This window comes from Microbacterium sp. 70-16, assembly GCF_001898315.1.
In the GTDB taxonomy this organism is placed as follows: domain Bacteria; phylum Actinomycetota; class Actinomycetes; order Actinomycetales; family Microbacteriaceae; genus Microbacterium.
In genome coordinates this window covers 58,361-73,586 of the sequence record NZ_MKTQ01000011.1, presented here as the reverse complement: position 1 = coordinate 73,586, position 15,226 = coordinate 58,361, and the positions used below count along the sequence as shown (strand labels likewise).

Annotated in this window: 15 protein-coding genes; 6 read left to right on the top strand and 9 right to left on the bottom strand. The window is 69.7% G+C overall.

The genetic code is table 11. The features are described from left to right. Positions 1–15: 15 nt before the first annotated feature. Both BGO46_RS04515 and BGO46_RS04510 read right to left on the bottom strand, forming a co-directional pair. The gene (locus tag BGO46_RS04515) at positions 16–696 is read right to left on the bottom strand and encodes a lysophospholipid acyltransferase family protein (RefSeq protein WP_292675625.1); all 681 of its coding nucleotides are present in this window, start codon (positions 694–696) and stop codon (positions 16–18) included. Between the two features lie 38 nt (positions 697–734). Then, positions 735–1,673, bottom strand: coding sequence for an ROK family glucokinase (locus BGO46_RS04510; protein WP_292675622.1), 939 nt, complete (start codon positions 1,671–1,673; stop codon positions 735–737). Between the two features lie 205 nt (positions 1,674–1,878). On the opposite strand from BGO46_RS04510, the gene BGO46_RS04505 reads away from it, so the two are divergent. After that, on the top strand, positions 1,879–3,714 hold the full coding sequence (locus tag BGO46_RS04505) for an AMP-dependent synthetase/ligase (protein WP_292675619.1): 1,836 nt from the start codon (positions 1,879–1,881) through the stop codon (positions 3,712–3,714). A gap of 367 nt (positions 3,715–4,081) precedes the next feature. Here BGO46_RS04505 and BGO46_RS04500 read toward each other — a convergent pair whose 3' ends face one another. The 3 genes from BGO46_RS04500 to BGO46_RS04490 are packed head-to-tail and all read right to left on the bottom strand — an operon-like array spanning position 4,082 to position 9,425. Next, positions 4,082–4,573 carry a peptide deformylase gene (locus BGO46_RS04500; protein ID WP_292675616.1) on the bottom strand — a complete coding sequence of 164 codons (492 nt, stop codon included), beginning with the start codon at positions 4,571–4,573 and terminating at the stop codon, positions 4,082–4,084. Further along, a complete protein-coding gene (locus BGO46_RS04495; protein WP_292675614.1) occupies positions 4,573–5,967 on the bottom strand; it encodes a MinD/ParA family protein in 1,395 nt (464 codons plus the stop codon). Before BGO46_RS04495 ends, BGO46_RS04500 begins: the two co-directional genes overlap by 1 nt. 50 nt (positions 5,968–6,017) lie before the next feature. After that, a complete protein-coding gene (locus tag BGO46_RS04490; protein WP_292675612.1) occupies positions 6,018–9,425 on the bottom strand; it encodes a pyruvate carboxylase in 3,408 nt (1,135 codons plus the stop codon). A 91-nt stretch (positions 9,426–9,516) separates the two neighbouring features. Here BGO46_RS04490 and BGO46_RS04485 point away from each other — a divergent pair, with 91 nt between their 5' ends. Next, positions 9,517–10,323, top strand: coding sequence for a ParA family protein (locus BGO46_RS04485; RefSeq protein ID WP_292675609.1), 807 nt, complete (start codon positions 9,517–9,519; stop codon positions 10,321–10,323). A gap of 71 nt (positions 10,324–10,394) precedes the next feature. Here BGO46_RS04485 and BGO46_RS04480 read toward each other — a convergent pair whose 3' ends face one another. The 3 genes from BGO46_RS04480 to BGO46_RS04470 form a co-directional block, all read right to left on the bottom strand. Continuing rightward, on the bottom strand, positions 10,395–10,937 hold the full coding sequence (locus BGO46_RS04480; RefSeq protein ID WP_292675606.1) for a MerR family transcriptional regulator: 543 nt from the start codon (positions 10,935–10,937) through the stop codon (positions 10,395–10,397). 93 nt (positions 10,938–11,030) lie between these two features. Beyond that, on the bottom strand, positions 11,031–11,711 hold the full coding sequence (locus BGO46_RS04475) for a MerR family transcriptional regulator (protein ID WP_292675604.1): 681 nt from the start codon (positions 11,709–11,711) through the stop codon (positions 11,031–11,033). Continuing rightward, complete coding sequence (locus BGO46_RS04470) at positions 11,708–12,133, bottom strand: FHA domain-containing protein (RefSeq protein WP_292675768.1); 426 nt, start codon at positions 12,131–12,133, stop codon at positions 11,708–11,710. The genes BGO46_RS04475 and BGO46_RS04470 overlap by 4 nt, the downstream gene beginning before the upstream one ends. A gap of 227 nt (positions 12,134–12,360) precedes the next feature. Between BGO46_RS04470 and BGO46_RS04465 the strand changes: the two genes are divergently transcribed. Continuing rightward, the gene (locus tag BGO46_RS04465; RefSeq protein ID WP_292675602.1) at positions 12,361–12,708 is read left to right on the top strand and encodes a hypothetical protein; all 348 of its coding nucleotides are present in this window, start codon (positions 12,361–12,363) and stop codon (positions 12,706–12,708) included. 28 nt (positions 12,709–12,736) lie between these two features. Here BGO46_RS04465 and BGO46_RS04460 read toward each other — a convergent pair whose 3' ends face one another. Continuing rightward, positions 12,737–12,934, bottom strand: coding sequence for a hypothetical protein (locus BGO46_RS04460; protein WP_292675599.1), 198 nt, complete (start codon positions 12,932–12,934; stop codon positions 12,737–12,739). Here BGO46_RS04460 and BGO46_RS04455 point away from each other — a divergent pair. Genes BGO46_RS04455 through lpdA form a run of 3 tightly spaced genes read left to right on the top strand, consistent with a single transcriptional unit; the run spans position 12,924 to position 15,219 of the window. Next, positions 12,924–13,196 (top strand): hypothetical protein, encoded by a 273-nt coding sequence (locus BGO46_RS04455; RefSeq protein ID WP_292675596.1) that lies wholly within the window; start codon positions 12,924–12,926, stop codon positions 13,194–13,196. The two genes, BGO46_RS04460 and BGO46_RS04455, sit on opposite strands and share 11 nt — an antisense overlap. 43 nt (positions 13,197–13,239) lie before the next feature. Continuing rightward, complete coding sequence (locus BGO46_RS04450; protein ID WP_292675594.1) at positions 13,240–13,809, top strand: copper resistance CopC family protein; 570 nt, start codon at positions 13,240–13,242, stop codon at positions 13,807–13,809. Positions 13,810–13,818: 9 nt separating this feature from the next. Beyond that, positions 13,819–15,219, top strand: coding sequence for a dihydrolipoyl dehydrogenase (gene lpdA / locus BGO46_RS04445; protein WP_292675590.1), 1,401 nt, complete (start codon positions 13,819–13,821; stop codon positions 15,217–15,219). Positions 15,220–15,226: the final 7 nt, after the last annotated feature.

The window sequence follows — 15,226 nt, the reverse complement described above, 5'->3', positions numbered from 1 at the left end:
CGGCGGCGACGCGTGTCAGGCCTTCGCGCGCTCTTTCACGGTCGACGCGTACACGTCGTCGTACTGCTGCTCACCGAGCCGCTGCAGCGCGACCATGATCTCGTCGGTCACCGACCGCAGCACGTAGCGATCGGACTCCATCCCCTGGAACCGCGAGAAGTCCAGCGGCTCGCCGATCACCATTCCCACGCGACCGATCCGCGGGATCGAGCGACCGATCGGCATGATCTCGCCCGTGTCGACCATGACGACGGGGATGACCGGCACGCGCGCTTCGAGCGCCATGCGCGCAAGACCCGTGCGGCCGCGGTACAGCTTGCCGTCGGGGCTGCGCGTGCCCTCGGGGTAGATGCCGAGCAGGTCGCCGCGCCCGAGCACCTGCAGTCCCGTGTTGAGGGAGTCCTCCGACGCCTTGCCGCCCGTGCGGTCGATCGGGATCTGGCCGGTCGCCTTCATGAACACGCGGGTCGCCCAGCCCTTGAGACCCTTGCCGGTGAAGTAGTCGCTCTTGGCGAGGAAGCTCATCGGCCGGTCGATCATCAGCGGCAGGAAGATCGAGTCGCTCACCGAGAGGTGGTTGCTCGCGAGGATCGCGGCGCCGGATGCCGGGACGTTGCTGCGGCCGACGATCCACGGCCGGAAGATCGCCTTGACGATCGGACCGATCACGATGTACTTCATGAACCAGTAGAACATCACGCGCTCCCGTTTCTCAGCGGTGCCTCAACGGTGTCTCAGACGCTCCGGATGCCTGCCAGATCGGCGACGCCGACCAGACCCGCATCGTTGCCGAGCGTCGCGCCGACGAACCGCGCGGTGGGCCGGTCGCCGAAGCCGGGAAGCGAGGTCTCGTAGGCGATGCGGGTGGGCTCGAGCAGTCGCTCGCCGAGCTCTGCGACACCGCCGCCGATGACGTACAGCTCAGGGTCGAGGACGGCCTGGAACGCGCCGCAGGCCTCGCCGAGCGCGGTCGCGACGCGGCGCACCGCTTCGAGCGCCCCGGCATCCTCCGCGTCGAGCAGCGCCTCGAGGTCACCCGCGTGGACGATGCCGTCCTCGCCGCGGTGTGCGGCGACGCGCGCGCCGATGCCGTCCGTCGCAGCGATGTCGGCGAGCTCGCGCTGCAGGGCACGACCCGAGGCGTACTGCTCGAGGCATCCGGTCTGTCCGCAGCCGCAGGGACGGCCGCCGCGCACGAAGCGCAGGTGTCCGAGTTCGGCGGCGCTGCCGTTCGCGCCGATCAGCAGGCGACCGTCGTTGATGACGGCACCGCCGACACCCGTGCCGAGGGTCACCATGACCATGTCGGTCGAGCCGCGGCCGGCGCCGAAGCGGTATTCGCCCCAGCCTGCCGCGTTGGCGTCGTTCTCGAGGGTCACCGGACGACCGATGCGCGACTCGAACTCGGCGCGCAGCGGTGCGTTCTGCCAGTCGATGTTAGGAGCGTGCAGCATCACCGACCGCGTGCGGTCGATGAAGCCGGCGGCCGCGACGCCGACGGCGTGCACGTCGTGACGCGACCCGAGATCGGTGACCATGTCGGCGACCGCCTGCGCGAGCGCTCCCGTGTCGGTCGGGGTGGCCATGCGGCGTCGATCCAGGATGCGGCCGTCTTCGTCGACCACTCCCCCCGCGATCTTGGTCCCCCCGATGTCGATCCCGACGTTGAGCACGGCGTTCCTCTCCCTTCCGCCCGATTGTCCCTGGTTCAGGGCGGAACGGCACCCGAGAGTCTAGTGTGGACAGCACAGTCCTACGGGGCGCGGGAGCCGTGCATGACGTGGGCGATCGGGCAACGCGGGACTCAGTGTCAGTTACAGTTAGACTCGATCTCACGTCGCAGCCGACGTCACCCGGTACCGAAGGAGTTGCCGCACCATGAGCGCGTCCGTCCAATTCGAAGTCCCCGCGATCGTTCCCGCCGACCCGAACGCGAACGTCGCCGATCTGCTCGTCGAGCGGGTCAAGGCCACCCCCTCCCTCGCGCTGTTCGCCGTCCCCGACGGCGACGGCTGGCGCGACATCACGGCGGCGGAGTTCCAGCGCCAGGTCACCGCCCTCGCCAAGGGGTTCGTGGCGGCAGGCATCCAGCCCGGTGAGAAGGTCGCCTTCATCGCCCGTACGACCTACGAGTGGAGCCTCGTCGACTTCGCCCTGTTCTTCGCCGGCGCCGTCATGGTGCCCGTATACGAGACGAGCTCGGCCGCCCAGATCAGCTGGATCCTCTCCGACTCCGGCGCCATCGCGGTCCTCTCGGAGTCGGCCGAGCACGCCGCGCGCGTCGCCGAGATCCGCGGCGAGGTGCCGCTCATCCGCGAAGCCTGGACAATGGCCGACGGCGCTCTCGAGACCCTGCGCGCCGGCGGCACCGAGGTCACCGACGCAGAGATCGAACGGCGCCGCAACATCGCGGTCGGCTCCGACATCGCGACCCTCATCTACACGTCCGGCTCGACGGGACGACCCAAAGGCTGCGTGCTGACGCACAGCAACTTCGTCGAGCTCTCGCGCAACTCTGCCAAGGCCCTCGAAGAGGTCGTGCAGGTGCCCGGGGCATCCACTCTGCTGTTCATCACCACGGCGCACGTGTTCGCCCGGTTCATCTCGATCCTCGACATCCACGCCGGTGTGAAGACGGGGCACCAGCCCGACACGAAGCACCTGCTGCCCGCGCTCGGCTCGTTCCAGCCGACGTTCCTGCTGGCCGTGCCGCGCGTGTTCGAGAAGGTGTACAACTCCGCCGAGCAGAAGGCTGAAGCCGGCGGCAAGGGCAAGATCTTCCGCGCCGCCGCGCACACCGCGATCGAGCACTCGCGGCTGCAGCAGGAGGGAAAGAAGGTGCCGCTGGGCACCAAGATCAAGTTCGCGCTGTTCGACCGCCTCGTCTACAGCAAGCTGCGCGAGGCGATGGGCGGCCGCGTGCAGTACGCCGTGTCGGGCTCCGCGCCGCTCGGGCCGCGGCTGGGCCACTTCTTCCACAGTCTCGGCGTCACGATCCTCGAGGGCTACGGCCTGACCGAGACGACAGCGCCCGCGACCGTGAACCTGGCGAAGAAGTCGAAGATCGGCACCGTCGGCCCTGTGCTGCCCGGTATCGGCGTGCGCCTGGCCGATGACGGCGAGGTCGAGGTGCGCGGCATCAACGTCTTCAAGGAGTACTGGCAGAACCCCGAGGCGACCGCCGACGCATTCCACGACGGCTGGTTCCGGACGGGTGACATCGGGTCGTTCGATTCGGAGGGCTTCCTCACGATCACGGGCCGCAAGAAGGAGATCATCGTCACGGCCGGTGGCAAGAACGTCGCTCCTGCCGCCCTCGAGGACCCGATCCGCGCCAACCCGATCGTCGGCCAGGTCGTCGTCGTCGGCGACCAGAAGCCGTTCATCGCGGCGCTCGTGACGCTCGACCCCGAGATGCTGCCGACCTGGCTCGCGAACAACGATCTGCCTGCTGAGATGTCGCTGACGGAGGCCGCGAACAACCCCAAGGTGCGCGCGGAGGTGCAGCGGGCGATCGATATTGCCAACAAGGGTGTCTCGCGTGCGGAATCGATCCGCAAGTTCACGATCCTCGACACCGAGTGGACCGAGGCCAGCGGACACCTCACCCCCAAGATGAGCATCAAGCGCAACGTGATCCTGAAGGATTTCGCCGGCGCGATCGAGGACCTCTACACGGTGCCCGTCACGACGACGAACGTCCCGCTGGGCTGACGCCCGGGCGTGTGGCGGGCGGGGCCCGCCTTCATCCGTCCCAAACTGCGGTGTCGGATGCCCCGCAGCCACACAACCAGACGGATGAACGCCCCGCCCGCGCGCGGACTCCGGGCCGCCTGCTTCGGCGCCGACGCCGGCCTCGGCGCGCGCCGGGTGTGCTGAAATACTGCTCAGTGGTGCAGGAGTGCACTCACACGGGGCTGGAAGCGCTCACGCGTCACACACAGCAGGACTTCAGCACGCGCGCGAGGCCGCAGCGGCTGCGCGGCCGGCCAAAGGTTTCGATACACCGACGCTTCGCGTCGGCAATCAACCTGAGTCGCAGTCGCGTCAAGTCCGCTACGCGGCCGTGACCCGACTCGACTCAGAACCAGCTGGACTCGCGGACCTCGCGCATCGCCACGCGGCGGTCGTCGGGGCTCAGGCGGGAGAGGTAGAGCATCCCGTCGAGGTGGTCGGTCTCGTGCTGCAGGGCTTGGGCGAGCAGGCCATCGCCCTCCAAGACGACCTCGTCACCGTTCAGGTCGATGCCGGTGACACGCGCCCACGGATGCCGCAGGGCGTCGTGCCACAGGCCTGGCACCGAGAGGCATCCCTCGCCGACGGGCACGGGCTCGCCGCGCACTTCCGCCAGCACGGGGTTGAGGATGTAGCCGATGTCGCCGTCGATGTTGTAGCTGAACGCGCGCAGCGCGAAGCCGATCTGCGGCGCCGCGACGCCGGCCCGCCCGGGCAGCTCGACCGTGTCGACGAGGTCTTGCACGAGTGAGCGCACGCCGTCGTCGATCTCGTCGATCGGCGCGCACACGGCGCGCAGCACAGGGTCGCCGAAGAGGCGGATCGTGCGGACGGCCATCAGACGGCGGCCGGCAGGCGCAGGCCCTCGACGACGATCGCCGCCAACTGGCGCGCCGCTTCGCGGGTCTCGGGCTGCAGATCGCGGAACGAGATGGCGCTCCCCGACGCGATGTGCGGGTCGTACGGCACCCGCACGACCGCGCGCACGCGGCTGCGGAAGTGCGCGTCGAGCTCATCGGCGCGCACGAGCGCCGCTCCTGGACGCGCCGTGTTCAGCACGACGACGGCGTTCCGCACGCGCTCGGCATAGCCGTTCGACTCGAGCCACGTCAGGGTCTCGGATGCCAAGCGGGCCTCATCCACGCTGAGTCCCGCGACGATCACGATCTCGTCGGCGCGGTCGAGCGTCGCCTGCATGACGGAGTGGACGATGCCCGTGCCGGTGTCGGTCAGCACGACCGAGTAGAAGTGCGCGGCGATGTCGGCGACGTCCTGGTAGTCGGTGTCGCTGAAGGCCTCCGACACGTGCGGGTCGGCGTCCGAAGCGAGCACGTCGAGCCGCGTGTGGTCGCGGGCGACGATCTGCGAGATGTCATTGAACCCGTGCACGTCACCGCTCGTGCGCACGAGGTCGCGCACGGTCTTGCCGCTCGGACGGCCGACACGTTCGGCGAGGGTGCCACGGTCGGGGTTCGCGTCGACGGCGATGATGCGGTCCTCGCGGGCATCCGCGAGTGCCATTCCCAGCAGCGTCGTGACGGTCGTCTTGCCGACGCCGCCCTTGCGCGAGAGCACCGGCACGAACTTCGCGCCACCGGCCAGCGGCGCCGCGATGCGGCGGTCGAGCGCCTTGCGGGCAACCGCGCGCTTGCTGTCGCCGAGGTTGATGCGCCGACCCGACAGTGTGTACACGAGGTGACGCCACGCGCCCTCGGGCTCGGGACGCACGACGTGCGCGGGGTCGAGCAGACGGTCGGGGGTGAGCAGGTCGGGGCTCTCGCGGTCGGCCTCGAAGTCACCGAGCCTGCGCGACTGCAGCGTGATCTCGGTCGTGCGCGGACGCAGCCGCTCCGCGGTCTCGACCTCGGCCGCCGAGCGTGCGGCGACCGTGCTGCCGGGCTTCGCAGCCGAAGCGGATGCCCCGGATGCCCCCTTCGCCGTCGCGGCGGCGCGCCCGGCGCCAGCAGCAGCGGCGGCAGACCCACCAGCTGCTCCAGAGCCACCCGACACGGCCGTCACACCGCGCTCGGGCGCCGCCGGCGCCACGGCCGCCGGCGCGACCTCGTCGTCGAGCAGGTCGTCGTCATCGTCCACCGGCGTCGGCAGGCTCACGTCGACCTGCGCCGTCGCGCCCTCGACGATGCCGATGCCCGTTGTCTCAAGGCCGCTCGGCGCGGCCAGCACGCCGTTGTCGACCTCGTCAGGCTCGCTGTCGTTACGCTCTGACGCCACTTCTGTTCACTCCCAATGTCGCTTGCGGGCGCACTGCGCCCCGACTCAGGCTAGTCGGCGGGCCGGATGACGAGCAAAAGATCGCCCGCCTCGACCGGAGAGCTGCTGCTGATCACGATGCGCTCGACGACGCCTTCGACGGGCGCCGTGATGGCCGCCTCCATCTTCATCGCTTCGATGGATGCCACCGGCTGCCCGGCTGTGACGTGTGCGCCGACGGTCGCCTTGACCGTCACGACACCCGCGAACGGCGCGGCGACCTGACCGGCCTTGCTCGTGTCGGCCTTCTCGGCGGCGACCTTCTCGACGGCGATCGAGCGGTCGCGCACCCAGACGGGGCGCAGCTGCCCGTTGAGCGTCGTCATGACAGTGCGCATGCCCTTGGCATCCGGCTCGCCGATCGCCTCGAGACCGACGTACAGCTGCACACCGGGGTCGATCTCGGCGACGTGCTCTTCGCCGGGCTTGAGGCCGTAGAAGTAGTCCGGGGTTCCGAGGGTCGACAGGTCGCCGTAGGCGGCGCGCGTGGCCTCGAACTCCTTCGCCGGCCCGGGGAACAGCAGGCGGTTGAGCGTGCGGCGGCGCGTCTCGGCGTCGCCCGCGAGCCCCTCTTCCTCTTCCGCGGTGAGCGGCGGGATCGACACCTTGACCTCGCGTCCCGCGAGCACCTTCGTGCGGAACGGCTCGGGCCAGCCGCCCGGCAGGTCGCCGAGCTCCCCCGCCATGAAGCCCACGACCGAGTCGGGGATGTCGTACGCGTGGGGGTTCTCTTCGAAGTCGGCCGGGTCGGCGTTCGCCGCGACGAGCGCGAGCGCGAGGTCGCCGACGACCTTCGACGAGGGCGTCACCTTGGGGATGCGGCCGAGGATGCGGTCGGCCGCGGCGTACATGTCCTCGATGCGCTCGAAGTCGTCCGCGAGGCCCAGCGCGATCGCCTGCTGGCGCAGGTTGGAGAGCTGTCCGCCGGGGATCTCGTGGTGGTACACGCGTCCGGTGGGGCCCGGAAGACCCGACTCGAACGGACGGTACAGGTGTCGCACGCCCTCCCAGTAGGGCTCGAGCGCGCTGGCCGCAGCGAGGTCGAGGCCCGTGTCGCGGTCGGTGTGCGCGAGCGCGGCGACGAGGGCCGACAGCGAGGGCTGGCTCGTCGTTCCGGCGAGGGGCGCCGCCGCGGCATCCACCGCATCGGCGCCGGCGGCACTCGCGGCGAGCAGCGTCGCGAGCTGCCCACCGGCCGTGTCGTGCGTGTGCACGTGCACGGGCACGTCGAACCGCTCGCGCAGGGCCGTCACGAGCTTCGCGGCGGCGGCGGGGCGTAGCAGGCCCGCCATGTCCTTGATCGCGAGCACGTGGGCGCCGGCGGCGACGGCTTGATCGGCGAGGCCCAGGTAGTAGTCGAGCGTGTACAGCTGCTCGGCCGGGTCGAGGAGGTCGGCGGTGTAGCAGAGCGCGACCTCGGCGACGGCCGTGCCGGTTTCGAGCACGGCCGTGATCGCGGGCACCATCTGGTCGACGTCGTTGAGCGCGTCGAAGATGCGGAAGATGTCGACGCCGGTCGCGGCGGCTTCCTTCACGAACGCGTCGGTGACGGCCGTCGGGCGCGGCGTGTAGCCGACCGTGTTGCGGCCGCGCAGCAGCATCTGGATGGGAATGTTCGGCATCGCGTCGCGCAGCGCCTCGAGGCGCTCCCACGGGTCTTCCGCGAGGAACCGCAGCGCGACGTCGTAGGTCGCCCCTCCCCACGCCTCGACCGAGAGCAGCTGCGGCGTCATGCGCGCGACGTGCGGCCCCACGCGGACGAGGTCGCGCGTGCGCACGCGCGTCGCGAGCAGCGACTGGTGCGCGTCGCGGTACGTCGTCTCGGTGACGGCGAGGGCCGTCTGCGCGCGCAGGTGCTGGGCGAAACCGGCGGGGCCGAGTTCACGCAGCAGGTCGCGGTTGCCCTTCGGGGGTGCGGCGGTGAGGTCGATCGGGGGCAGCTTGCTGCCCGGCGACACCGACAGCGGCTTCTCGCCGTAGGGCCGGTTGACAGTGACGTCGGCGAGCCAGTTCAGCAGCTTCGTGGCGCGGTCGCGCGACGGGTTGCGGGTCAGCAGTTCGGGCCGCTCGTCGATGAACGAGGTCGACACGTCGCCCGCGACGAAGGCGGGGTCGTCGAGCACGGCGCGCAGGAACGGGATGTTGGTCGAGACGCCGCGGATGCGGAACTCCGCGAGCGCGCGCCGGGCACGAGCCACGGCAGCCGGGAAGTCGCGCCCGCGACACGTGAGCTTGGCGAGCATCGAGTCGAAGTGCGGACTGATCTGCGAGCCCGCCGCCGTCGTGCCGCCGTCGAGGCGGACGCCGGCCCCACCCGGCGACCGATAGGTCGTGATGCGGCCCGTGTCGGGCCGGAAGCCGTGCGACGGGTCCTCCGTCGTGATGCGCGACTGCAGCGCGAAGCCGCGCAGCTGGATGGACTCCTGGTGCAGGCCGAGGTCGGCGAGGGTCTCTCCCGCCGCGATGCGCATCTGCGACTGCACGAGGTCGACGTCGGTGACCTCCTCGGTCACGGTGTGTTCGACCTGGATTCGCGGGTTCATCTCGATGAACACGACCTGGCCCGTGCGCGGGCCTGCGGTCTCGAGCAGGAACTCGACCGTGCCCGCGTTGACGTACCCGATCGAGCGGGCGAAAGCGACGGCGTACGCATGCAGTGCGTCGCGGATCGCGGGGTCGAGGTTCGGCGCGGGCGCGATCTCGATCACCTTCTGGTGGCGGCGCTGCACCGAGCAGTCGCGCTCGAACAGGTGCACGGTCTCGCCCGCGGCGTCCGCCAGAATCTGCACCTCGATGTGGCGCGGCCGGATCACCGCCTGCTCGAGGAACACCCGCCCGTCGCCGAACGCCGCTTCCGCCTCACGCGAGGCCTCGGCGATCGCCGGGGGCAGCGCATCGTGCGTCTCGACACGTCGCATGCCGCGCCCGCCGCCGCCCGCGACGGCCTTGACGAAGATGGGGAACCCGATTTCGTCGGCCTGCGCGAGGAGTGCATCGACGTCATCGGATGCCTCGGTCGACGCGAGCACCGGCACGCCCGCGGCGATCGCGTGCTCTTTCGCCGTGACCTTGTTGCCTGCCATCTCGAGAGCGCGGGCGGGCGGTCCGATGAAGGTGATGCCGTTCTCGGCGGCCCGGGCCGCGAGCTCGGGATTCTCGGAGAGGAACCCGTACCCCGGGTAGATCGCGTCGGCGCCCGATGCGAGGGCGACGCGGATGATCTCATCGACGTCGAGGTAGGCGCGCACCGGATGCCCGGCCTCGCCGATCTCGTACGATTCGTCGGCTTTCTGCCGGTGCAGCGACCCGCGATCCTCCCAAGGGAAGACGGCGACAGTACGGGCGCCGAGCTCGAAGGCCGCGCGGAAGGCGCGGATCGCGATTTCGCCGCGGTTTGCGACCAGGATCTTGCGGAACATGCTCACCTCTTGGGGAGTTGCCGGGGCCCGACTGTGCGCGCCGGAGTGCCTGAGTGTGCTCACAGCCTAGGGGACGGTAACGTAGAGCCTCGTGCACGTACTCTCCGTCTCCTCACTCAAAGGGGGTGTCGGCAAGACGACCGTGACGCTGGGCCTCGCCTCTGCGGCGTTCGCTCGTGGCGTGCGGACCCTCGTCGTCGACCTCGACCCCCAATCCGACGTGTCGACGGGGATGGACATTCAGGTCGCTGGTCGCCTGAATGTCGCAGACGTCCTGGCCAATCCCAAAGAGAAGGTCGTCCGTCAGGCGATCACCTCGAGTGGCTGGTCGAAGGTGCACGCAGGCACGATCGACGTCATGATCGGCAGCCCCTCGGCCATCAACTTCGACGGACCGCACCCGTCGGTGCGTGACGTGTGGAAGCTCGAAGAGGCCCTCGCCACGATCGAGGCTGACTATGACCTCGTGCTGATCGACTGCGCCCCGTCGCTGAACGCCCTCACGCGCACAGCCTGGGCGGCATCCGATCGCGTCATCGTGGTCACCGAGCCCGGCCTGTTCTCGGTCGCCGCTGCCGACCGCGCCCTGCGGGCGATCGAGGAGATCCGCCGCGGTCTGTCGCCGCGTCTGCAGCCCTTGGGAATCGTCGTCAACCGCGTGCGCCCGCAGTCGATCGAGCACCAGTTCCGCATCAAGGAGCTGCGCGACATGTTCGGCCCGCTCGTGCTCTCGCCGCAGCTGCCCGAGCGCACGTCGCTGCAGCAGGCGCAGGGCGCCGCGAAGCCCCTGCACATCTGGCCCGGCGACTCGGCTCAAGAGCTCGCGAGCGATTTCGATGCGCTGCTGGACCGCGTCATGCGTACCGGCCGCATCACCGCCGGCGAACAGCGCGCCTGACCCCGCCTGGCCGCGCGGCTGCAGGCACTGGCCCCCGAGCCTGTCGAGGGGCCGCGAAGCGCGCCGGAGGCTCAGGCCGTGCGCTTGCGGCGCGCGGCGAGTTCGTCGACCGGGTCGGGCGCCTGCGGGTCGAAGTCGAGCAGCGTCGACTCGACCTCGTGCAGCACCTTGCCGACGGCGATGCCGAACACACCCTGACCGCGGCTGACGAGGTCGATCACCTCGTCGTTCGAGGTGCACAGGTACACCGAGGCGCCATCGCTCATGAGGGTCGTGCCGGCGAGGTCGCGGATGCCCGCAGCGCGCAGCTGCTCGACCGCCGTGCGGATCTGCTGCAGCGAGATGCCGGTGTCGAGCAGGCGCTTGACGAGCTTGAGCACCAGGATGTCGCGGAAGCCGTAGAGCCGCTGCGAGCCCGAGCCGGTCGCGCTGCGCACGGTCGGCTCGACGAGCTCGGTGCGGGCCCAGTAGTCCAGCTGGCGGTACGTGATGCCGGCGGCACGGGCCGCGACAGCTCCGCGATAGCCGACCTCGTCGTCCATCTGCGGCAGCCCGTCGGTGAACAGCAGTTCGGTGGCGAACTGCGGTCCACCTGGAAGGTCATGCGCGGTCATCTTCGCCTCCAGCCGGTGTCCTTCCACGGTAGAGGAGCAGACCCCCACCGGCAACGACATCCGCGTTGTGCGCCTCGGCGTGTCGCACGGCGCTCACGGCGCCAGTCGATCCAGCGCCGTCGTCAGGAAGGCGGCCCGCACTTCATCCAGCCGGCGCAGCAGCTCGGGGGCGAGCTCGTGCGCGCGGGCACGCGACGCGGCATCCGTGCGTCGCAGCAACGGCGCCAGCGCGCTGCCGACGAGCGCGACTTCACGCTCGGCGGCCTGTCGCATTCCGCGGACGTGCCGGGGCTGGATGCCATGTGAGTCAAGCGCCACGAGCGCCCGCAGCAGAGCGAGCGCGCGCTCGTCATAGGTCTCGCCCGCGGCCACGAGGCCCGCGCTGACGGCGTCGTCGAGCAGTGCTGCGGGGGCGCCGGCGGTGGCCAGCAGTTCGTCGCGGCGGTAGCGCCGGCGCGCCTCGAGGATCGACGGCGGCAGGGCCACCTCGACACCGCTCGCCTGCGCGTCGAGGTACTCGCGGATGCGCGCGAGCTTGAAGTCGTGGTCGCGCTGCAGCGTCAGCGCCGTGCGCACGCGGGCGACGTCAGCGGGCGAGAACTTGCGGTAGCCGGCTTCGGTGCGCAGCGGCGTCACGAGCCCCTGCTCTTCGAAGTAGCGCAGCTTGCTCGCGCTGAGATCGGGGAACTCGGGGGTCAGGCGCGCAAGGACCTGACCGATGCTGAGGTAACCCGCGGACGCGCTGCGACCTCGGGGAGCTGAAGCGGGCGTCACCCTTCCGACACCGCCGCGCGGTCCAGCGGCGAGACGAAGAAGTTCAGCCGGAACTTCCCGATGCGCACCTCTGCACCGTCGTCGAGCACGGCGCGGTCGACCCGCTCGCCGTTGACGTACGTGCCGTTGAGCGACCGCTGGTCGATCAGCTCGAAGAACCCGCCCGTGCGGGTGATCTCGGCGTGCCGACGCGAGACAGTCACGTCGTCGAAGAAGATGTCGGCCTCGGGGTGGCGTCCGATGGTCGCCACGTCGGTGTCGAGCAGGTAGCGGGCGCCGGCGGTGGGGCCGGAGCGCACGAGCAGCAGCGCCGCACGCGACGGAAGCGCACCGATCGCCTCGAGCTCGGCCTCGGTGAGGTCTCTGCCGAACGGGATGAAGGACAGATCCGAATCGTGACCGAACGTCTGCGTCGAATCCACCGCACGCCCGTCGTCAGCATCACGATGGATGCCACCGGCGCCTGCGGCTGCGTCGTGGTCGTTGTTCACTGTGTCCTCCTCCCCCATCACCCTAACGGATCGCCCCCGTCACGAAACCCCCGCGCACCCGTGAGCTCGCGAGGAAATGTTGCGGCGTGTGTCGCCCGACGGGCGCCGGCGCGCGAGCTTGCCTAGCCTGGACGCACCGATCCAGAAGGAGAACCCTCGTGTCCACGCCGCAGAACCGCCTCACGCCCGCCCCGGTGCGTCAGGACGCGATCTGCATGTGCGCGACCGGACACGCCTGCTCGTCCTTCGCCCCCGGCCACGCCGTGCACCTCATTCAGGCGCGTCTCGTGTCGGCGACGCCGAGCGAGTGGGTCGATGCGATCGTGACGACGACGGATGCCGCTGACGGTGGCATCCTCGTGCACACGCTCGACGGTGACGCGATCGCCCTGTGGAACGGCGCGGGCGCCGCGGCCGAGGTCGTGCCGGGCACGCCGGTGGCCTACCACCCGCGCTATCACGTGCTGAGCATCGGCGGGCAGCTGTTCAACTCGCTCGCGCTGTAAGCGCGCCGCGTCGCGTCGTGGCGCCCGATCAGGCGGCCGCCATCATCATGTCCTTCATGGCCATGCAGGCATCCATGCACGCCTTGCACGATTCGGCGCACATCTTGCAGACCGGGCTCTCGTCGGCGTGCATCATGCACATGTCCATGCACGTCTGACACATCGCGATGCAGGCGTCGAGCATCGCCATCATGGATGCCGGGGTCATGCCCTGCATGCGCATCATCGAGCGCATCATCGTGTTGCACATGTCGGCGCAGTTCATGCACGACGGCGCGCAGTCCATCATCTGCGTCGAGCACACCGTGCAGGCCTGCTCGCAAGCCGCGCACGCGTCCATACACGCCTGCATCACGGACATGTCCATGTCGGCCATGCCCTCCATCGACATCATGTCCTTCGACATCGCGCCCATCATCATCGCGTCCACTCAGACCACCCGCTCCCTGTTCGAGGTCGGGCAGGGTGCCCGCCTGTCGCCATGCTAGGCCCGCGGCCCGCCCGACAACAGGCGCAGTTAGGCTCGTGAGGGTGTCGTCATATGCAATTCACACCCGCCGCGCCCGCAGCCGGCGCACCCGCCTGATCGCCGCCGCCGGACTTCTCATCGGCGTGCTGCTGTCGGCCGTCGCCGCGCCGGCCTTCGCGCACGATGAGCTCATCGGCTCGACCCCCGCCGCCGGCAGTGCCGTCGACGCGCTGCCCGCCGAGGTGACGCTGACCTTCAGCGGGGTACTGCTCGACGAGCCCGGCGCGACGGTTGTCGAAGTGACGGATGCCTCCGGCACCGACCTCACCGGCGGCGATCCCGTGCTCGACGGCACGCATCTGACACAGCCGCTGACCGGCACGGCGTCGGGCGAGGTGACCGTCATCTGGCGCGTCGTCTCGAGCGACGGGCATCCGATCTCGGACGAGTTCACCTTCACGGTCGGATCGGCCGTCGCACCCGTCGAGACCGCCACACCGCTGCCCGGCGCCCCGATGCAGACGGTCGATTTCACGTGGCTCTGGATCGTGATCGGCGTCGTCGTCGTGGGCCTCGGCGGAGCCCTCGTCGCGGTGCTGGTCGCGCGGGCTCGCGGCCCGCGCGAGGACTAGGCTGGAGACATGCCTCATTACAACGTCGTCGTCCTCGGTGCCGGCCCCGGTGGGTATGTCGCGGCGGTCCGCGCCGCCCAGCTCGGCCAGTCCGTCGCCATCATCGAAGAGAAGTACTGGGGCGGTGTCTGCCTCAACGTCGGCTGCATCCCCAGCAAGGCGCTGCTGAAGAACGCAGAGATCGCGCACACCCTCAAGCACAAGGCCGACTTCTTCGGCATCACCGGCGAGTTCACGATCGACTTCGGTGCCGCCTGGGACCGCTCGCGCGTCGTCGCCGACGGGCGCGTCAAGGGCATCCACTATCTGATGAAGAAGAACAAGGTCACCGAGTACGAGGGTCGCGGCTCTTTCACCGGCCCGAAGTCGATCACGGTGGCCAAGACTGACGGCACCACCGAAGAGGTCACGTTCGACAACGTCATCATCGCGACCGGCTCGACCGTGCGTCTGCTGCCCGGCGTCACGCTGAGCCAGAACGTCGTCACGTACGAAGAGCAGATCCTCACGCGCGACCTGCCCGGCTCGATCGTCATCGTCGGCGCGGGCGCGATCGGCATGGAGTTCGCGTACGTCCTCACGAACTACGGCGTGAAGGTCACGATCATCGAGTTCCTCGACCGCGCGCTGCCCAACGAAGACGCGGATGTCTCGAAGGAGATCGCCAAGCAGTACAAGAACCTCGGCGTCGATATCCTCGTGTCCACGAAGGTCGAGTCGGTCGTCGACTCGGGCTCGTCGGTCACGGTGACCTACACCGACAACAAGTCGGGCGCGCAGGGCTCGATCGAGGCCGACAAGGTGCTCATGTCGATCGGCTTCGCGCCGAACGTCACGGGCTTCGGGCTCGAGAACACGGGCGTGAAGCTCACCGAGCGCGGTGCGATCGACATCGACGACTACATGCGCACGAACGTCGAGGGCATCTACGCGATCGGTGACGTCACCGCGAAGCTGCAGCTCGCGCACGTCGCCGAGGCGCAGGCCGTCGTCGCCGCCGAGACGATCGGCGGAGCCGAGACCCAGACGCTGGGCGACTACCGCTTCATGCCGCGCGCGACGTTCTGCTCGCCGCAGGTGGCATCGTTCGGATACACCGAGGCGCAGTACAAGGAGACCGGCCGCGAGTACAAGGTCGCGACGTTCCCGTTCATGGCCAACGGCAAGGCGCACGGCCTGGGCGAGCCGGTCGGCTTCGTCAAGCTCATCGCCGACGCCGAGCACCTCGAGCTCGTCGGCGGCCACATGATCGGCCCCGACGTCTCGGAGCTGCTGCCCGAGCTCACCCTCGCGCAGAAGTGGGACCTCACGGCCCTCGAGCTGGCCCGCAACGTGCACACGCACCCGACGCTGTCGGAGGCGCTGCAGGAGGCCTTCCACGGTCTCGCCGGCCACATGATCAACCTTTGACGCTCCG